General features: G+C 69.8%; 15 protein-coding genes. 8 read left to right on the plus strand and 7 right to left on the minus strand.

The window, feature by feature from the left end; translation table 11 throughout:
• Positions 1-2: 2 nt before the first annotated feature.
• Positions 3-1,283, plus strand: coding sequence for an RNA polymerase sigma factor (locus tag OG470_RS05670; protein ID WP_328421458.1), 1,281 nt, complete (start codon positions 3-5; stop codon positions 1,281-1,283).
• Between the two features lie 59 nt (positions 1,284-1,342).
• Positions 1,343-1,933 (plus strand): HAD family hydrolase, encoded by a 591-nt coding sequence (locus OG470_RS05675; protein WP_328421460.1) that lies wholly within the window; start codon positions 1,343-1,345, stop codon positions 1,931-1,933.
• A 45-nt stretch (positions 1,934-1,978) separates the two neighbouring features.
• Here the strand turns inward: OG470_RS05675 and OG470_RS05680 are convergent, their stop codons facing one another.
• Positions 1,979-2,494 (minus strand): DUF6194 family protein, encoded by a 516-nt coding sequence (locus tag OG470_RS05680; protein ID WP_328421462.1) that lies wholly within the window; start codon positions 2,492-2,494, stop codon positions 1,979-1,981.
• A 102-nt stretch (positions 2,495-2,596) separates the two neighbouring features.
• Here OG470_RS05680 and OG470_RS05685 point away from each other — a divergent pair, with 102 nt between their 5' ends.
• Positions 2,597-3,280, plus strand: a complete 684-nt coding sequence (locus OG470_RS05685) for a TioE family transcriptional regulator (RefSeq protein WP_328421463.1) — start codon at positions 2,597-2,599, stop codon at positions 3,278-3,280.
• An 18-nt stretch (positions 3,281-3,298) separates the two neighbouring features.
• Here OG470_RS05685 and OG470_RS05690 read toward each other — a convergent pair whose 3' ends face one another.
• Positions 3,299-4,270 (minus strand): quinone oxidoreductase family protein, encoded by a 972-nt coding sequence (locus tag OG470_RS05690; RefSeq protein ID WP_328421464.1) that lies wholly within the window; start codon positions 4,268-4,270, stop codon positions 3,299-3,301.
• A gap of 176 nt (positions 4,271-4,446) precedes the next feature.
• Here OG470_RS05690 and OG470_RS05695 point away from each other — a divergent pair, with 176 nt between their 5' ends.
• Positions 4,447-5,163: a YoaK family protein gene (locus OG470_RS05695; protein ID WP_328421466.1), complete on the plus strand. Its 717-nt coding sequence runs from the start codon at positions 4,447-4,449 to the stop codon at positions 5,161-5,163.
• Positions 5,164-5,182: 19 nt separating this feature from the next.
• Here the strand turns inward: OG470_RS05695 and OG470_RS05700 are convergent, their stop codons facing one another.
• From OG470_RS05700 to OG470_RS05710, 3 genes are all read right to left on the minus strand, one after another.
• Positions 5,183-6,262, minus strand: coding sequence for a WxL protein peptidoglycan domain-containing protein (locus tag OG470_RS05700; RefSeq protein ID WP_328421468.1), 1,080 nt, complete (start codon positions 6,260-6,262; stop codon positions 5,183-5,185).
• Between the two features lie 91 nt (positions 6,263-6,353).
• Positions 6,354-8,336: a metallophosphoesterase family protein gene (locus OG470_RS05705; RefSeq protein ID WP_328421470.1), complete on the minus strand. Its 1,983-nt coding sequence runs from the start codon at positions 8,334-8,336 to the stop codon at positions 6,354-6,356.
• Positions 8,337-8,478: 142 nt separating this feature from the next.
• A complete protein-coding gene (locus OG470_RS05710; protein WP_328421472.1) occupies positions 8,479-9,696 on the minus strand; it encodes a HupE/UreJ family protein in 1,218 nt (405 codons plus the stop codon).
• Between the two features lie 175 nt (positions 9,697-9,871).
• Between OG470_RS05710 and OG470_RS05715 the strand changes: the two genes are divergently transcribed.
• Positions 9,872-10,537, plus strand: a complete 666-nt coding sequence (locus OG470_RS05715) for a hypothetical protein (RefSeq protein WP_328421474.1) — start codon at positions 9,872-9,874, stop codon at positions 10,535-10,537.
• Positions 10,538-10,726: 189 nt separating this feature from the next.
• Complete coding sequence (locus OG470_RS05720; RefSeq protein ID WP_328421476.1) at positions 10,727-13,333, plus strand: right-handed parallel beta-helix repeat-containing protein; 2,607 nt, start codon at positions 10,727-10,729, stop codon at positions 13,331-13,333.
• Positions 13,334-13,516: 183 nt separating this feature from the next.
• Here the strand turns inward: OG470_RS05720 and katG are convergent, their stop codons facing one another.
• Together katG and OG470_RS05730 are read right to left on the minus strand one after the other, a co-directional pair.
• Positions 13,517-15,724, minus strand: a complete 2,208-nt coding sequence (katG, locus tag OG470_RS05725) for a catalase/peroxidase HPI (RefSeq protein ID WP_328421478.1) — start codon at positions 15,722-15,724, stop codon at positions 13,517-13,519.
• Between the two features lie 67 nt (positions 15,725-15,791).
• Entirely contained in the window at positions 15,792-16,196 is a 405-nt protein-coding gene (locus OG470_RS05730) for a Fur family transcriptional regulator (RefSeq protein ID WP_328426152.1), read from the minus strand.
• A gap of 205 nt (positions 16,197-16,401) precedes the next feature.
• Here OG470_RS05730 and OG470_RS05735 point away from each other — a divergent pair, with 205 nt between their 5' ends.
• Together OG470_RS05735 and OG470_RS05740 are read left to right on the plus strand one after the other, a co-directional pair.
• Entirely contained in the window at positions 16,402-16,776 is a 375-nt protein-coding gene (locus OG470_RS05735) for a PadR family transcriptional regulator (protein WP_328421480.1), read from the plus strand.
• Positions 16,773-18,137: a permease prefix domain 1-containing protein gene (locus OG470_RS05740; protein WP_328421482.1), complete on the plus strand. Its 1,365-nt coding sequence runs from the start codon at positions 16,773-16,775 to the stop codon at positions 18,135-18,137. Before OG470_RS05735 ends, OG470_RS05740 begins: the two co-directional genes overlap by 4 nt.
• Positions 18,138-18,149 lie beyond the last annotated feature (12 nt).

Consider the following 18,149-nt stretch of genomic DNA (forward strand, 5'->3'; position numbering starts at 1 on the left):
CGATGCCGGGCGAGGGGGCAGCGGGGGCGGAGCCGGTCGGGTCGTCCGTGGAGGCGGTGTTCCGGGAGGAACGCGGCCGGCTGCTCGCCTCGCTCGTGCACCGCTTCGGCGACCTCGACCTGGCCGAGGAGGTCGCCTCCGAGGCCATCGAGGCGGCGCTGGTGCGTTGGCCCACCGACGGCGTCCCGAGCCGGCCGGGCGCCTGGCTGCTCACCACGGCCCGCCGCCGCGCGGTGGACCGGCTGCGCCGCGACCGGGTGCTGGCCACCCGACTCGCCGTGCTCCAGGCGGAGGCCGAGCGGGCAGACGCCGCCCCACCCGCCGACGCGGACCGCGACCTGCCCGACGATCGGCTGGCGCTCTTCTTCACCTGCGCGCACCCGGCCCTGCCCGCCCAGGACCGCGGAGCGCTCACCCTGCGCTTCCTCGCCGGGCTCACCACGGTCGAGGTCGCGCGGGCCTTCCTGGTGCCGCCCGCGACCATGGCTCAGCGACTCGTCCGGGCCAAGCGGAAGATCCGCGACGCACGCATCCCGTTCCGGGTGCCCGGGGCCGACGAACTGCCCGAACGCCTGCCCACCGTGCTTCAGGCGGTCTACTCGATCTTCACCGAGGGCTATGCCGCCAGCTCCGGCCCGGATCTCCAGCGGACCGACCTCGCCGAGGAGGCCATCCGGCTGGCCCGAATCCTGCGTCGGTTGCTGCCGGCCGAGCGGGAGGTCGCCGGGCTGCTCGGATTGATGCTGCTGGTCCACGCCCGGCGCGCCGCGCGGACCGGGCCGGACGGCCGGGTGGTCCTGCTCGACGACCAGGACCGTGGGCGCTGGGACCACCGCATGATCGACGAGGGGCGCGGCCTGGTGGTGGTCGCGCTGACCGGCCGACCACCCGGGCCGTACGGGGTGCAGGCCGCCATCGCCGCGCTGCACGACGAGGCCGCCGATGTGGCCAGCACCGACTGGCCCCAGGTGGTGGCGCTGTACGACGTGCTGCTCGGCCTGGTCCCCTCGCCGGTCGTCGCACTCAACCGGGCCGCCGCGGTGGCCATGCGGGACGGGCCGGAGGCCGGGCTCGCCCTGCTGGACGAGTTGGCCGACGATCCCCGGCTGCGCGGCTACCACCTCTATTCGGCGACCCGGGCCGACCTGCTGCGCCGGCTCAACCGGTACGACGAGGCCGCGGCGGCGTACCGGAGCGCGCTGACGCTGGTCGGCACCGAGCCGGAACGGGCGCACCTGCTCCGCCGGCTCGAATCCGTCACCACCGACGAGCCGGCCGACTGACCGGATGCCCCGGCCGCCGCGCACCGGGCCGGTCGGCGCACCCGCTGTAACCTGCACCGGTGAGTCTGACCGTGCCACCCGGCGAGTTCGAGGCGTACCTGTTCGACTGCGACGGCACCATCGTCGACTCGATGCCACTGCACTATCTGGCCTGGCAGCGGGCACTGGACGAGTGGGGCTGCGAGTTCCCGGAGGAGCTGTTCTACGCCTGGGGTGGCCGGCCGGTGGCCGACATCATCGCCACCCTGAACGAGCGGCACGGTCTGGCCATGCCGGTGGCGACCGTCACCGAGCGCCGGGAGAGCTACTACCAGGAGCTGCTGCCGCAGCTCGCCGCCGTGCCCGAGGTGCTGGCGCACATCCACGACGCGCACCAGAGGGTCCCGTTCGCCGTCGTCTCCGGCAGCACCCGGGCCTCGGTCACCGCATCCCTCGACGCGCTCGGCCTGCTCGACCGGTTTGACGTGCTGGTATGCGCCGACGACTACACGCGGGCCAAGCCGGACCCGGAAGCCTTCCTGCTCGCGGCGTCACACCTCGGCGTACCCCCGGGGTCCTGCCTGGTCTTCGAGGACACCGACCTGGGCATTCAGGCCGCCACCGCGGCCGGCATGGCGTCGGTACGCGTGCCGCAACCCCGCGATCGCTGAGGCCCGACCAGGTGGTCGACGCCACGACTAGCGGCGCCGATCCGCTCAGTCCGGGCGGTGCTGCCGGTCCAGCGAGCGTTGGTGCCGCCGCAGCGCCCGGTGATGCGCGTGCGCGAGCAACCGGTCGACCTCGCTCAGGCTGCGCGGGCCTGGGTTGAGCACGCACGCCCACCCGTGGGTGCCGTAGGCGGGATGGGGAACGACCTGGTCGAGGGCGGTGAAGTCGACCGCGGAACGGTGCTCGGCGACCTGCGCCGGTGGGTGGCCGAACCGGCGCTCGAACTCCTCGCGGCCGAGGTCCAGGTTGAGCCGGAAGACGCCCGGCCGGTTGAGCTTCGAGTCCTCGTCGAAGCCGGTGGTGTCCTGCCCGACCAGGGTGGCGAACGGGCGGCGGTGGTCCGGGCCGACGAAGAAGAACCGGTCGCCCCAACTGGACTGCGGGGCACCGGACGCCTCGTCGGCCCGTACGACGGTCACCTCGGGCAGGGCGAGGATGAGGTCGGCGATGTCGTCGGCACCGAGGTCGAACGACCAGGCGGCGGGCATTGATGAAGAAGCCATGACCTTCACCGTATCGTTGAACCACCCGTTGAGACTCTCTCCACCGACGACCTCCTGGAGACGGCCCTGAACCCTCAAACCGCAGGACACGCCTACCGGCCGGTGGACCTGGCCCGGGAGCACGGCATCTCCAGCCAGGCGGTCCGCAACTACGAGCGCGACGGCGTCATCCCCGCCGCCCGGCGCACGCCGAGCGGCTACCGCGCGTACACCGAGGTGCACGCCGCGGCGTTGCGCGCCTACCTGGCGCTCGTCGCGGGGCACGGGTACGCGACCGCCGGCGAGATCATGCGGGCGGCGGTCCGCGGTGACCTGGACGCCGCCCTGCGCGCCGTCGACAGCAGTCACGCCCAACTGCTACGGGACCGCGAGACGCTCGACGCCGTCGAGGCGACGATCGGGGTGCTCACCGCGGCACCGACCCCCAGCCCGCCCGGCCGGCCGCTGACCGTCGGCGACCTCGCCCACCGGCTCGGCGTGACACCCGCGACCCTGCGGAAGTGGGAGAGGGCAGGCATCCTGTCCCCGGCGCGCGACCGCGCCGCCGGGCAGCGGCTGTACGGCCCCGACGACGTCCGCGACGCCGAACTGGCCCACCTTCTGCGCCGGGGCGGTTACCTGCTGGAGCACATCGCGACCGTGATGCGGCAGGTACGCGCCGCCGACGGTCCCGGCCCACTGGCGGCCTCCCTGCACACCTGGCGGCAGCGGCTGGCCACCCGCGGCCACGCGATGCTGGTGGCCGCCGGCCACCTTGCCGGCTACCCGGCGGCGACCGGACCGTGATCGCCCCGGCCGCTGGGCCTAGCTGACCTTCAGCAGCAGCTTGCCCTGGTAGGAGGTCTGCAGCCGGCGGTGTGCCTCCACCACCTTGCCCAGCGGGAACGTCTCGGCGACGTGCACCTCGAACGGTGCCGCCTCGATGAGCTCGTTGAGGCGCTGCAACTGCCGGAGGTTGGCCGCACCGTCGTACGCCCGGACCGGCACGCCGGGCCGTTCGCTCGGCTCGGGCTGCACACCATGGGGGTACGCGACCACACCGCCGTCGGACAGCGCCTCGGTGAGCCGGTGCAGCGTCTTGCCGCCAGCCATCGCCAGGATGCCGTCCACTCCATCCGGGGCCGCTTCCCGGATCCGCGCCAGCACCTGGGTCAGGTCGCCGTGGCCGTCGAGAGACACGTCGGCGCCGAGCCGGGTCACCAACGCCACCCCGTCCGGCCCGGAGGCCACCGCGATCACGTTGAGCCCCTGCCGCTTGGCCAGCTGCACGGCCAGGTGGCCCTGCCCGCCGCTCGCGCCGAAGATCAGCAGCCAGGCACCGGCCGACAGACTCAGGGCGTCCAGCCCCGCCAGCGCGGTCAACGCGTCGGTGGGCATGGCGCCGGCGTGCTCCACCGACACGCCTTCGGGCAGCTTCGCGACGTACTGCGCCTTCGCCACCGCGTACTCGGCGTAGAAGCCGCCTTTCGGCCTGGTGTTGGCGGACACGTAGACCAGGTCACCCACCGCGACGTTGGTCACCTGGCTGCCGGCGGCGGCCACCGTTCCGGCACCGTCCGGACCGGGCACGATCGGGAACGCGGCGCCCTCGGGCACCAGCGTGCCCTGGCGCTCGTAGGCGTCCCACACCCCCACGCCGGCGCTCCACACCTTGATCAGCACCTCGTCATCGGCGATCTCCGGCACCGGCAGGATCCGGAGGGTGATCACCTCCGGCCCGCCGAACTCGTCGAAGGCCGCGGCCTGCATCCGCTCGGGCACATCCCCGTCAACCATGTGGATTCCCTTTCCGCGCCAGCGTCACCGTCGCAGCATGCCGGTTCCGGGACGGGCCCGGTCCGGGGCTGTGCACCGTTCACCCACAAGGGCGACCGCCCGTGCTCGATCGCCTCGGGCACCGGTGCGCCCCGAGGCGGTGGCGTAGTCGGAGCCAACGCGGGAATGGCTGCCTCGTGCACGCTCCGTCGAGGCAGACCACGGCCGGGCTTCTGGTGGTGCTGGCCGCGGCCTCCGGCTGCCTCGACGTGATCTGCCTGACCCGGCTCAACGGGTACTTCGCCAGCGTGATCACCGGCAATCTGGTGCAGTTCGGCCACGCGATCGCCACGGCGAATGCCCGCTCGCTCGCCGGTGCCGTGGCGGCGGTGGGCGGTTACGCGCTCGGCGTGGCCGGTGCCACGCTGCCGTTACGCCACGGCGGACCGGGGTGGAACCGCCGTACCGCAGTGGTCGCGGCGGCCGAGGCGGTGCTGCTGCTCGGATTCACGGCGGGCTGGCTGGGCTGCGCGGCGCGTCCCGGGTACGCCGCCGGGCTCGTGCTGCTCGGGGTGGCGTCCGTGGCGAGTGGCATGCAGAGCGTGATCACCATCGGCGCCGGCATCCGGGGTGCCTCGACCACCTATCTGACCGGCTCGCTGACCAACATGGTCCGGCGTCGCGTCCTCGACCCACACTGGTTCGCGGACGTGGGTGGCCTCGGCCGGTTGGCGGGACTGGTCGGCGGCGCCGTACTCGGCACGGTGGTGCTGCGTCTGGCACCGACCTGGGCACCCGCGCTGGCGGCGGCACTGGTGGTCGCGGTCGTCGCGGTCGCCGTCGGCCTGACCCGCCGGGCGGTGGCCGCCGTCCCGCAATCGCCGGACCGGGACCGCCCCTCCTTCAGGCCGTGACCCCACCTCGATCATGCGGTCAGGACGTCTGCGCCTCCTGACCCCGGAGCGCCTGCTCGACGGCGTCGCGCACCCGAGCGTCCTCGCGCTCCGTGCGCCGGACGCGGTTGCGACGCCGGTACAGGAGCGCCCCGACGAGAACGGCGATCAGTACGAGGAGCACCAGCACCAGCATCCACGGCAGTGCCCAGCCGTGCGCCGTGGCCTGGACCGGCTTGAGCGAGGTGGTGGAGCCTGACGCGTCGGTGAGCAGCGGTGTGAGGGTTGCGGTCGCCGCCAGCCGGACCGCGGGAGCCATGCCGTGCACGGGCACGCTCACGTTCCAGCTCTCACCCGGAAGCAGCTCCGGCGGGGCTGCGACCCCGCCCGCCTTGACCCGCAGCGACCCGAATGGGCCCGAGATCGACACTGCCTGCTGGCCGGACAGGGCGGCGTTGCCGGTGTTGTGGATCTTGTAGGCGACGGTGGCGTCGCCCTTGCTGAACGGGTTGACCGTGCCGGCGTACTTCACGTGCAGGTCCTCGATGGCGAGGCTCGGCTTCAGCTCACCGCCGACCCGCAGTTTGATCCGGATACCGAGGCGCCGGTCCACGTTGATGCCCTCAGCCTGGTCGGCCTGCGTCAGCGAGGTGAGGATGCCGCCGACGTAGTCACCGGGCGTGGCATTGTCCGGAATGCTGATCTTGAAGGGGACCTGGGCGGTCTTCCCGGGCTGGATCGCGACGGTGCCGGTGCCGGCGTGCGACCACGCCCCGATCGCGACGGACTTCTTGTCCCGGGTGAGCAGGTCGAGCTGACCGGCGCCGGTCGTGAAGCCGTCGGCGGCGTACACGGAAAGGTTCAGCGGCACCGGGCCGCGGTTGGCGACGACCATCGCGTCCTCAACCACTCCACCGGGGTTGACGTTGTAGCTGTAGCTGGACCGGGCGGCGCCGTAGCTGTTGGAGGCCGTCCGGACCGTCCAGGCGACATCACCTTCCGCTGCCAGGGCGGGGCCTGCGGCCAGGCCGGCGACGGCGGAGGTGGCGAGCAGGGCGAGAGCGGTCGTACGAAGGAATGTCGCGGTCGTGGTCTTCCAGCGCGTTACGGACGCGTGCATTTCGGGTCCTTGAGGTGATCTTGGGAGGGTTGCAACGGGTGGCGGGGTAGGCCCCCGAAGGTGCCTACCCCGCCCGATGGAGCAGGTTCGATCAGCTGCTCAGCGCAGTGATCGTGAGGGTGGCGCGGTAGCTACCCTTCGCGATGCTGTCCGGGATCTTCAGGTCCAGGTCAGCGCCGAGCTTGGCGCCGCCCCGGGGGTGGCCCTGCACGGCCGCACCGAGGCCGCTCGAAACCGAGAGGCCCTTGCCCTGGTCGTCGAAGCCCGACAGGACCGGAGCACCGGCCTCGGCACCAGCGCCAGCGTCGAGCACGTACGGGGTCCAGCCCAGGTAGGAGCCGGAGAACGTCTTGTCGGCGTCCTGGAAGTCACCCACGTTGGCCGAGATCGACCACGGGGCGAGCGATCGACGGCTGTCCGACACGAGGATCGGGTTGATCTTGCCGTTTGCCTCGAAGTAGGTGCCGTCGCGCTCCTGCGCGGTACCGAGGTCGACCAGGCCGTTGTAGCCGTCGATCGTCCAGCCGAACTCACCCGGAGCCGGGTTCGGCACGTTCACCTGGATGGCCTGGCCGTCACCGTTGAACGGGTGCACCGTCACCTTGTCGACGATCGAGCCGACCGGCTGACCCTCGGCGGTGTTGTTGCATGGGGCGTTGCCGTTCTCGACCGCCGCGTTCGGCGCCGCGCACGTGCCGCTGCGGAGGTTCTGCAGAACCAGCTTGTCGCCTCGCACCTGCACCTTGACGTAGCTGCGGACGTGCTCCTGGTTCTGCACCGAGTTGTACCAGTACTTGCCCGGGTCCAGCGGGTCGGGACCGTTACCGCGGATGCCCGTGCCGGTGCTGTCCGGCTTCTTGATGTCGTAGTACTTCGAGCCGGAGGCCGAGTTCGCCGTCACGTAGATGACGCCGCCCGGGCCGGGGAACACGTCGGCAGCGCCGGGCTGCTCGGCCGGGTTCTCCTTCTGGCCGTTCTTGATCGAGTAGCTGCGGGAGTAGCTGTGGTCGTGACCCTGCAGCACCATGTCGATGCCGAGGTTCGAGAAGGCGGTCGTGAAGTGCTCACGACGGTCCTTGTTGTCCGTGTCGGTGGCGTGGCTGGCCGGCGAGTAGATCGAGTGGTGGTAGACCAGCACCTTCCACTTGGCCTCGGAGCCGTGCTTGTTGATCACGTCGGTGATGTACGAGACGTGCGCCGCGTCGCCGACGTTGCCGCCCTCGGCGGGCACCTTGTAGCTGTTGCTGTTGATGTCGATGAACAGCACGTCCTTGTAGACGAACCAGTAGTCACCACCGGACTTGGTGCCCGCCGGGTTCCCGTTGTCGTAGTACGGGGCCGTGCGGTCGGTGTTCGGGGTGAAGTGGTGCTGCTCGTAGGACTTGCCGCCGACGTCGTGGTTACCGATGGTGGCCACGAGCGGGTACTGACGCAGCTGGTCGGGCGCCAGGAACGAGGTCCATTGACCCTCGTCGTTGGCGCTCTCGACGTGGTCGCCGCCCGACACCAGCAGTTCGGCGTTCGGGTTCGCCGCGGTGGCGACCTTCAGGGTCTCCTCCCAGCCGGCCTGGTCCTTCAGCCGGTCACCGGAGGAACCGATCTGGGGGTCGCCGAAGAACAGGAAGTCGTAGTCGCCCTCGAAGTCCTGCGTCTTGAAGGCGTACGCCGCGGACCAGCTGCCCTCGGCGCCGACCCGGTACGAGTACGCCGTGTTCTCGCGCAGGTTGCTGATCGTGGCGTGCCGGTTGAAGCCGGTGGTGGAGGTGTTCGCGGCACCGACGGCGTCGAAGCTGACGGCACTGGCGGGGAACTCACCGTTCACGATCTCGGCGGTCGGGGCGAGCTGGATCTTCTGCGCGGTGTCGGCGGAGGAGTACCAGGTCACGACGCGCTGCGTCTCGTTGGCGCCGATGCCGAGGATGACGCCGGTGATCGTGGTGGACTCGGCCGCGCTGGCGGTGGCCGTCAGGCCGCTACCGAGGGCTGCGGCCATTCCGAGGACGCCCGCGGCGACCCCGGCGACGACGCGCCGCCGCACGAGCCCGGGGGCCCCTGTCGAGGTGCTCAATGTCATCGACATTGTTCCCTTTTCAAATAGAGAAATGGATGATCTTCGCCCGACGGCGGGGAAGCAAACCAAAGCTTTCGCCACGTGATGAACCAACCATGAACGTGATCTTGCAGATGGCTGCACTTCCCGAACTACTTAGCCTTACTCATGATCCAGATACGCGCTGCACGAACCAGACCAGCCCCATAATGGACACGGCTCCAGAAACAGCGCCGGTCGCCCAGAGGCCGATTTTCGGTGTACGGCGCCGCAACACGATCAGCAGCGGGAAGACAACGGCGATAATCGCCAACTGGACGACCTCGATGCCGACGTTGAACACCAGCAGGGACCACAGCAGGGTCCACGACCACGCCTCGTCGATCCCGAGCGCGCCCGCGAAACCCAGGCCGTGCACGAGGCCGAAGCAGAACACCACACCCAGACGGATCCAGCCGGAGCGGTCCAGACTGAAGTGGCCGCGGCCCGCCGGATCAAGGTCGGTGGCGTGATCGCCGCGCCGCCAGATTCCCCACAGGTGCCAGCCGGCGACCACGGCGATCGACAGCGCGATGACCGGCTCCACGACCCTCGCCGGCACGTCGACCAGGCCGAGGGCGGCGAGCATGAACGTCACCGAGTGCGCCAGGGTGAAACTCGTGGCCGCGAGCACGATCTCCCGCAGGCGCCGCGACCCGGCGATGAGCGCCAGCAGGAACAGGATGTGGTCGATGCCCGACAGCAGATGCTCGGCGCCCAGCAGGAAGAACTCCCGGAACCGCTCGTAGGCGGCCTGACCGGTGGAGAAGGAGGGGTTGGCCGCGTCGAGGGCCGCGCTGCCCGAACGGTCGTCGATCTCGTACGTGACGATCGTCTTGGTGCCCTTGACGTAGCCCTCGCCGTCGGCGAAGAGCCCGCTGCGCACCTCGTGCTCGTCGGCCTGCTCGGGGCAGGTCCAGTCGAGCAGCAGATCGGCGTACGGCACGCCTTCGCGCTCGCCGATCGTCGCGTCGCCCACCTGCGTCGGCCGACAGGCCGCACCCTTCGAGGTCACCGAGAAGCGGTCGGTGACGTACCTGATGGTCGAGTCGGCATGGGTTTTGAGCGCGGCGGCCTGCCCTGCGGTGTCCTCCGCCTCGAACGCGGCGGTTCCCGCCTGAAAGAGCGGATCATCGTCGCCGGAATCAGCGGCGGACACGACGAGGAGGTCGTATTCGAGCTCCAATGTCGTGCGTATGTGACCCTCGTCTCCCGCTGCAATTTTGGCGTACACAGTCGACGAAAACCCGTGCGCTGACGCCGGCCCGGCGCTCAGAAAAGAGAGGACCGCGGCAGCGATCCCGACTACAGCGACGATAACGGTACGACGGACGTGCCCTGACATGCGGCTCCCTCGGTTGGCCAGTGCACGTTGCATGGCACGGGTGAACACGAGCCCGCCCGCCGAAGAACCGCTGGAGAACAAAGCCCCGGAACGACCGCCTGCGGATTCTTGGCGACCGGAACTGGGATAGGAATACGAAGCAACACTTTCCGCCACCACTCGGAGGACGATCACTTTGCGCCCCCCGCTTCGGGCCGTTGCCATGCTGGCCGCGACCGCCGCGCTGATCACCGGATGCAGCTCCGGTGACGACTGGTCACAGCCGCACCCCAGGCCCGCCGCCATCGGCTCGCTCGGTCCGGGATTCATCGACCCCTCCACCAAGCCCGCTCCGGAGGGGACCGTCCGGCCGCAGCCCGGCTCATGGGCCGGCGTCCACCCGTCGAAGGACTACCGGGTCGTGCTGCTCACCGCCGGTGACGACCGCCCGACCAAGGCCCTCGTGACGGCAATTGAGGACTGGGCCGACGACGAACACGTCGACCTCAGAAAGATCGTCGTCGGCGACGCCCACGACTCCGTTTCCAGCATCGCCAAGGCCATGGAGATGGGCCCGGATCTCATCGTCAGCGCGGGGAACGACCTCATCGACCCCCTGGCGCTGGTCACCCCCAACCACCTGGACCGGCGGTTCCTCGTGGTGGGCGCGGAGCTGGCCGAGCCCACCCACAACGTCACGGCGGTCGACTGGTCCGGCGCGTCGTTCCGTGGCGAAGGGCTCGGCATGTCCTCGACGTACGACCCCGACTCGTTCACGACCGAGCGCTGCGCGGCCGCCATCCGGGCGGGGGTGGCGGCCGTGCTCAACGACCTGACCGGGATCGTGATCTGGGTCGACTAGCCCGTGTGATCGGGCGTGATCTCGTCGAGGCAGCTAGGCCGCCGAGCAGTGGGGGTCATCCCTCCACCGTGGCACGACAGATGAGTCGGGCTGACCGGCTGGGCGCGCCTTGTCCGATCGGCGCTGCTCATCTCCGTCAACGTCGCGCTACGCTCCCCGCGCCAAATGATCGACTTCCACGGGGGACGCATGGACATTCGCGCATGGGCACGTCTCGGGGTCGTACCGCTGATCGGCGCCATGGGCCTGGTGGCCCCGGCGACGACCGCGGCCGTCGCCGCGCCCGCGGGGATCCGCGACCTGTACGTCAACAGCAAGAACTGCACGCCAGGCGGGTACGGCACCGTCGACGCACCGTTCTGCACCATCTCCGATGCGGCAGCGCTGGCAGAGCCCGGGCAAACGGTGTTGGTGCAGCCCGGCGACTACCCGGAGGCCGTGACCATCACCCGGTCGGGCGAGGTTGGCGCGCCGATCACCTTTCGGGCCGTCAACGGGCCCGGCGGGACTGTCGCGGTGGGAAACACCACCGTGGGTGCGGTCACCGGCGTGGTCTTCACCCTCGACAACGTGCACGACGTCGGGGTCGAGGGATTCCGTCTGCTGAGCACAGCCGACCAGTCGGCCCTCGTGGTGAACGGGTCGCAGCGAGTAACTCTCGACGGCGTCGTCGTCCAGGGCGTCCGCGCCACCTTCGGCGCGGTCCGGGTGACGGGCCAGTCGGGCGGTGTCACCGTCAGCCGGAGCTACCTGTCGAGCGCACCTGCGGGCTATCCGGGTCTGGCGATCGACGCCGGAGTCGTCGGCGCGGTGGTGACCGGCAATGAGTTCTCCCTCTCGGGCCTGCGAGTCACCGACGCGCCCGGCACCGTCGTCACCAACAACACCCTGCTCACGAACTGCGCCGTGGGGATCGAGGTGACTGCGGCCTCGACGGGTGTGTCGGTCCGGAACAACATCGTCCGCACCAACCCGTTCCGGCAGGCCTGCGCCACCCCGGCGAATGCGACGGCGATCTCCGTCTCGGCTGGTTCGGTGCCGGGGACGTTCGCGGATTACAACCTGATCGACCCGATCACCGGCGGCGCTCTGTACGCCTGGGGCGACGGCAGATATCAGGACCTGCCGGCGTTCCGCCAGGCCACTGGGCAGGGCGGACACGATCTCGCGGTGGACCCGATGATCGGCGCCTACAAAGGGCCACTCCGGCCCTGGCACGCAATCGACCCGTCCTCGCCTGCGGTGGACTCCGGGGACGCCTCCGCTCGTGGCGTCACGGGCACGGACATGTTGGGCAACCCGCGCACCGACAACCCGGCGATCGCCAACACCGGCACCGGGGTCGGCTACCACGACCGGGGCGCGGTCGAGGCGCAGGGCGGTTCGGAGGGCCGGTCCACGATCCGGCGCAAGCCGGGCGGAAATCCCTTCGCGGTCACGGCTTCCGCGACTCCGCAGTACGCGTGGCCCGTCGGCGGCGAGGGCGGTTCGATCGCGTACCAGTTCGAGGGTGAGCAGCTCTGGCGGGTGACCTCCGCTCGTACGTTCGACCACACCTTGCGCCGGGCGGGTCAGGCCTGCGTCCACATCCGGATCAGCTTCACCGGCTTTCGACTCCCAGCCGAGTTCTCTTCCTACCGCTGCACTCAGGTCGGTGCGCTCTACGAGACGGTGCACCCGACCCGGCTACTCGACACCCGCGAGGCGGTGGGTACGCCCACCACCACCCCGGTCCCGGCCAAGTCCGAGGTGGTGCTCGACGTTCCCAGCATCAACGGGGTGGCGGCAGCGGACATCAGCGCGGTGGTGCTCAACGTGACAGTCACCCAACCCAGCACCGCCGGCTTCCTCACGGTCTACCCGGACGGTGCCCCGCTGCCCACCTCGTCGAACCTCAACTTCGTGCCGAACGAGACGGTGCCGAACCTGGCCACCGTGCCGATGACCAACGGAAAGCTCCGGTTTCGCAACAGCAGCGGCGGCACGGTTCACGTGATCGCCGACCTCCAAGGCTTCTACGGCTCCTATGGCGCCGCCATGCAGCCGCTCACACCGACCCGGGCCCTGGACACCCGCGCCGGGGCCGGTACGCCGATGGCAGCCAACGGATACCTGCGCCTGGACCTCACCGGCAAGGTGCCGGCGGAGGCAAAGGCGGCGATCGTCAATGTGACGGTGACCGCGCCGACGGCCAGCGGCGTGCTGACGCTCTACCCGGACACCTGGCCGACACCCATGGCATCCAACCTGAACTTCGTGGCCGGGCAGACCATCCCGAACCTGGTCATCGTGCCGCTGGTGGCCGGCAAGGCGATGATGCGCAATGCCAGCTCCGGCACCGCCCACGTGGTGGCTGACCTCGCCGGCTACTTTGCCGCGCCGTCGTACGGCGTCGCTGACCAGACGTACGTCCCGTACGGGCCAGACCGGATCGCGGACAGCCGCGGCCTCAGCGGCTGGGACCGTTCCTTCTACAACGAACCCTTTTACGCACGAGAGAAGGCGACGGTCAGCGTCCGGCGTTACGGGGCGTACTGCGAGGACGAGTGCCCGATACCGACGGCAGCGGTGGTGAACGTGACCGTCACCGATCCGACCACCGCCGGTGTTCTGGCCGTCTACCCGCCGGGAGGCACACCCACGACGTCCAGCGTCAACTTCCTGGCGAGGGAGACGGCGTCCAACCTGGCCGTGGTCAAACTCGGTGCCGAGGGGCGGATGGCCGCGTACAACAACAGCAGCGGCTCCACCCATGTCATCGTCGACCAGTCGGGATATTTCATCGCGGCCCCCTGACGGTCGCTCAGGTGCACGGCGGCCGCGTCCCACTTCGGGGCGCGGCCGCCTCCTACCCCACCGACAGGCCCCGCGAGATGAAGACCGGCCGTGACCAGCTCTTTAGCTGGTCACGGCCGAGGTCGAGCACCCGAACGAGGACGTCCAGGTCGGCCCCCCACAGGGCCGACCTGGACGTCAGGATCAGACGAGGTCGTACCGGTCGAGGTTCATCACCTTCACCCACGCCGCGGCGAAGTCGCGAACGAACTTCTCCCGCGCGTCGTCGCTCGCGTAGACCTCGGCGAGCGCGCGCAGCTCGGAGTTCGAGCCGAAGACGAGGTCGGCGCGGGTGCCGGTCCACTTGACCTCGCCCGTGCCAAGGTCACGGCCCTCGAAGAGGTTCGCGTCCTCGGACGTCGCCTTCCACGTCGTGCCCAGGTCGAGCAGGTTGACGAAGAAGTCGTTGGTCAGCGACCCGGTGTTCTCGGTCAGGACGCCGAGCGGTGACTGCTTGACGGTGGCGCCCAGGACGCGGAGACCGCCGACGAGGACCGTCATCTCGGGCGCGCTCAGGGTCAGCAGGTTCGCCCGGTCGATCAGGAGGAACTCGGCCGGCAGCCGGTTGCCCTTGCCCAGGTAGTTGCGGAACCCGTCCGCGGTCGGCTCGAGCGCGGCGAAGGACTCGACGTCGGTCTGCTCCTGCGACGCGTCCGTACGTCCCGGCGTGAAGGGGACCTCGACGGTGTGGCCGGCGTTGCTGGCGGCCAGTTCGACGGCCGCGGACCCGCCGAGCACGATCAGGTCGGCGAGCGAGACCTGCTTCCCTCCGGTCTGAGCGGCGTTGAACGCCTCCTGGATTCCCTCCAGGGTGCGCAGCACCGTCGCCAGTTCCTCGGGGTTGTTGACCTCCCAGCCGTTCTGCGGCTCGAGCCGGATACGGGCCCCGTTCGCGCCGCCACGCTTGTCGCCGCCGCGGAACGTGGACGCCGATGCCCATGCGGCGGAGACCAGCTGGGGCACCGACAGCCCCGAGGCGAGGATCTGAGCCTTGAGGGTCGCGACATCCGCGGCGTCGACGAGCTCGTGCGTCACGGCGGGGATCGGGTCCTGCCACAGCAGCGTCTCGGTCGGGACCTCCGGGCCGAGGTAGCGCTCGATCGGCCCCATGTCGCGGTGCGTCAGCTTGAACCATGCCCGCGCGAAGGCGTCCGCGAACTCCTCCGGGTGCTCCAGGAAGCGCCGCGAGATCGGCTCGTAGATCGGGTCCACCCGGAGCGCGAGGTCCGTCGTCAGCATCGTCGGGGCGTGGCTGCGCGACGGGTCGTGGGCGTCGGGGACGGTACTCGCGCCGGCACCACCCTTCGGCTTCCACTGGATCGCTCCGGCGGGGCTGGTCGTCTGCTCCCACTCGTAGCCGAACAGGATCTCGAAGAAGCTGTTGTCCCACGTCACGGGGGTGTTCGTCCACGCACCCTCGAGACCGCTGGTGATCGTGTCGCCGCCCCGGCCGGTGCCGAAGGTGTTCTTCCAGCCCAGCCCCTGCTCCTCCAGCGAGGCACCCTCGGGCTCGGCACCGACGTACTTGTTCGGGTCGGCCGCGCCGTGGGTCTTGCCGAACGTGTGCCCGCCGGCGATCAGCGCGACGGTCTCCTCGTCGTTCATCGCCATGCGGTGGAACGTCTCGCGGATGTCCCTCGCGGAGGCGAGCGGGTCTCCGCTGCCGTGCGGGCCTTCCGGGTTCACGTAGATGAGGCCCATCTGGACCGCGGCCAGCGGGTTCTCAAGGTCCCGCTCACCGGTGTGGCGCTCGTCCCCGAGCCAGGTGGACTCGGGACCCCAGTAGACGTCCTCGTCCGGCTCCCAGACGTCCTCCCGACCGCCGGCGTAGCCGAAGGTCTGGAAGCCCATCGTCTCCAGGGCGACGTTTCCGGCGAGGACCATGAGGTCGGCCCACGAGAGGTTCTGGCCGTACTTCTTCTTGACCGGCCACAGCAGACGGCGGGCCTTGTCCAGGTTCGCGTTGTCCGGCCAGCTGTTGAGCGGCGCGAAGCGCTGCATGCCGGCGCCGGCGCCGCCGCGGCCGTCGCTGATCCGGTACGTGCCCGCGCTGTGCCACGCCATCCGGATGATGAACGGGCCGTAGTGGCCGTAGTCGGCGGGCCACCAGTCCTGCGAGGTCGTCAGGACCTCCGCGATGTCCTGCTTCACGGCGGCCAGGTCGAGGGTCTTGAACGCCGCGGCGTAGTTGAACTGCTCACCGAGAGGGTTCGCCACGGCCGGGTTCTTGGCGAGGATCCGCAGGTTCAGCCGGTTCGGCCACCACTCCCGGTTTCCCCCGCCCTGGGTCGGATGCGGGGCACGTGCGGCCGCCGAGACTGGACAGCCACCCTCGCTCTCCTCCGAGTTCATGTCTCCTACGACTGCATCATGGTGGTGCTCAGCCACGTGATTCCTTCCGGGATTGGGGTTCAGGGGTTCAGGAACTGTGTGCGGTGGAACAGCCGGGGCACAGGCCCCGGTAGACGACCTCGGCCTCGTCGATCAAGAAGCCCTGGTCGTCGGACGCGGTCAGGCACGGTGCCTGACCGACGGCGCAGTCGACGTCGGCGATGACGCCGCACGATCGGCACACCACGTGGTGGTGGTTGTCCCCGACCCGCGACTCGTATCGCGCCACGAAACCGGCCGGCTGGATGCGTCGCACCAGCCCCGAAGCCGTCAGCACACGCAGTACGTCGTACACGGCCTGGTGGGACACCTCAGGGAGATCGCGGCGCACGACACCGATGATCGAGTCGGTGTCGGCGTGTGAATGGGCGTACACCGCGTTCAGCACCGCCACCCGAGGGCGGGTCACGCGCAGCGCTGCCTCGCGCAGCATCTGTTTGAAGTCCAAGGCCGTGGCCACGCTCGGCAGTCTGGCCTCTTTTCTGGAATCAGTCAAGATCGGCCGCATGGCGCCCTGGCGAAGCGCGGGTGACGAGTTCGGTCGGCAGGTGCGGCACGGGCACTGCCGGCGGTTCCGATTGCGGGAGCACCATGCCTAGAACTACTATGCATTGCAGATCTAGGTATAGGCGGTCCATATGCGTATCACCAAAGACCTCGTCGCGGCGTCGGCTACGCCGCTCGTGCTGGGGATTCTCGCCGAGGGCGAGAGCTACGGCTACGCGATCCTCAAGCAGGTCAACGACCTGTCGGGCGGGCAACTGGAGTGGACCGACGGCCTGCTCTACCCGCTGCTGCACCGCCTGGAGCGGCTCGGCCACGTCGAGTCGGCCTGGGAGTCCCCGCCGGGGGGACGACGCCGCAAGTACTACCGCATCACCGACCAGGGCCGGGCCGAGCTGGCCGAGCAGCACCGCCAGTGGGCCGCGGTCGTCGACGCCCTGCGGGGCGTCTGGAGCACGACACAGTCCATCAAGCCGATCACGGCGCCGGCATGGGGGTCGGGACTATGACCATCGACAACGATCTGGAGGGCCAGATCGCCGAGTGGCGGGCCTACATCGACCGCCGCCGGGAGCTGCACCACACCGACGCCGAGGAGCTGGAGGACCACCTCCGCAGCCGGATCACCGAGCTGACCGAGGCGGGCCTGCGACCCGACGAGTCGTTCCTCATCGCTGTCAAACGCATGGGCAGCCTCGATGAACTGTCGCGGGAGTTCGCTCGCGAGCACTCCGAGCGGCTATGGAAACAGCTCGTACTGCCCGGGGAGCCGGATACGCCCACCGCCGCCCGTACCCGTCGCGAGCTGCCCGTCATGGTGCTCTGTGCGGCCGTCGCGGCGCTCGCGATCAAGGTGCCGTCGCTGTTCGGGCTTGACCTGTCCGGGGACGATGGCAGCTTCTACGCGCGAAACATCAGCCTCTTCGCGCTGCCGGCGCTCGCGGCGTACTTCGCCTGGCAACGCCGGGTCGGTGTTCGCGTCATCGGGGCGCTGGCGTTGCTGTTCGTTCTCGGCGCGGTCGCCGCGAACGCGTATCCGCTGGCCGATGACTCGCAGACCATGGTGCTCACGGCGATCCACCTGCCAATAGCCCTCTGGCTGGTGGTCGGCGTCGCCTACGTGGGCGGCGACTGGCGCTCCGACCGGCGGCGGATGGACTTCATCCGGTTCACCGGGGAGTGGTTGATCTACTTTGTCCTCATTGGACTAGGGGGTGGCGTGCTCACCGCCTTCACGGTGGGCACCTTCCACGCCATCGGCCTGGACGCCGAGGGATTCATCCAGTCGTGGCTGCTGCCGTGCGGCGCCATGGCCGCCGTGATCGTGTCGGCGTGGTTGGTGGAGGCCAAGCAGAGCGTCATCGAGAACATGGCGCCGGTGCTGACCCGCGTCTTCACGCCGCTCTTCGCGGCCATCCTGCTGGCCTTCCTGGTCGCCATCATCTGGACCAACAACGGCATCGACGTCGAGCGCGACGCGCTCATCCTCTTCGACCTGCTGCTGGTCATCGTGCTGGGCATGCTGTTGTACGCCATCTCCGCCCGTGACCTCACGGCCCGACCCGGCCTCTTCGACCGCCTGCAGCTCGCGCTCATCGTCAGCGCGCTGGTCATTGACTTCCTGGTGCTTGTGGCGATCACGGGCCGGATCAGCGAATGGGGCTTCAGCCCGAACAAGACCGCCGCGCTGGGCGAAAACCTCATCCTGCTCACCAACCTCGCCTGGTCGGCATGGCTGTACCTCGGCTTCTTGCGCGGCCGAATGCCCTTCGCCCACCTGGAACGCTGGCAGACCCGTTACGTGATCGTGTACGCAGCGTGGGCCTGGGCAGTCGTCCTCGCCTTCCCACCCCTGTTCGGCTTCGCCTGAGCCCTCCCCCGA

Origin of the sequence: Micromonospora sp. NBC_00389 (assembly GCF_036059255.1) — a bacterium.
In the GTDB taxonomy this organism is placed as follows: Bacteria; Actinomycetota; Actinomycetes; order Mycobacteriales; family Micromonosporaceae; genus Micromonospora.

Bases quoted from the DNA above. Each gene is read 5' to 3' on its own strand.
- OG470_RS05690 (WP_328421464.1), bottom strand. From the start codon at position 4,270: ATGGTTGACGGGGATGTGCCCGAGCGGATGCAGGCCGCGGCCTTCGAC.
- OG470_RS05700 (WP_328421468.1), bottom strand. From the start codon at position 6,262: ATGCACGCGTCCGTAACGCGCTGGAAGACCACGACCGCGACATTCCTT.
- OG470_RS05705 (WP_328421470.1), bottom strand. From the start codon at position 8,336: ATGACATTGAGCACCTCGACAGGGGCCCCCGGGCTCGTGCGGCGGCGC.
- OG470_RS05710 (WP_328421472.1), bottom strand. From the start codon at position 9,696: ATGTCAGGGCACGTCCGTCGTACCGTTATCGTCGCTGTAGTCGGGATC.
- OG470_RS05735 (WP_328421480.1), top strand. From the start codon at position 16,402: ATGCGTATCACCAAAGACCTCGTCGCGGCGTCGGCTACGCCGCTCGTG.
- OG470_RS05720 (WP_328421476.1), top strand. From the start codon at position 10,727: ATGGACATTCGCGCATGGGCACGTCTCGGGGTCGTACCGCTGATCGGC.
- OG470_RS05730 (WP_328426152.1), bottom strand. From the start codon at position 16,196: ATGCTGCGCGAGGCAGCGCTGCGCGTGACCCGCCCTCGGGTGGCGGTG.
- OG470_RS05680 (WP_328421462.1), bottom strand. From the start codon at position 2,494: ATGGCTTCTTCATCAATGCCCGCCGCCTGGTCGTTCGACCTCGGTGCC.
- OG470_RS05670 (WP_328421458.1), top strand. From the start codon at position 3: ATGCCGGGCGAGGGGGCAGCGGGGGCGGAGCCGGTCGGGTCGTCCGTG.
- katG (WP_328421478.1), bottom strand. From the start codon at position 15,724: ATGAACTCGGAGGAGAGCGAGGGTGGCTGTCCAGTCTCGGCGGCCGCA.
- OG470_RS05740 (WP_328421482.1), top strand. From the start codon at position 16,773: ATGACCATCGACAACGATCTGGAGGGCCAGATCGCCGAGTGGCGGGCC.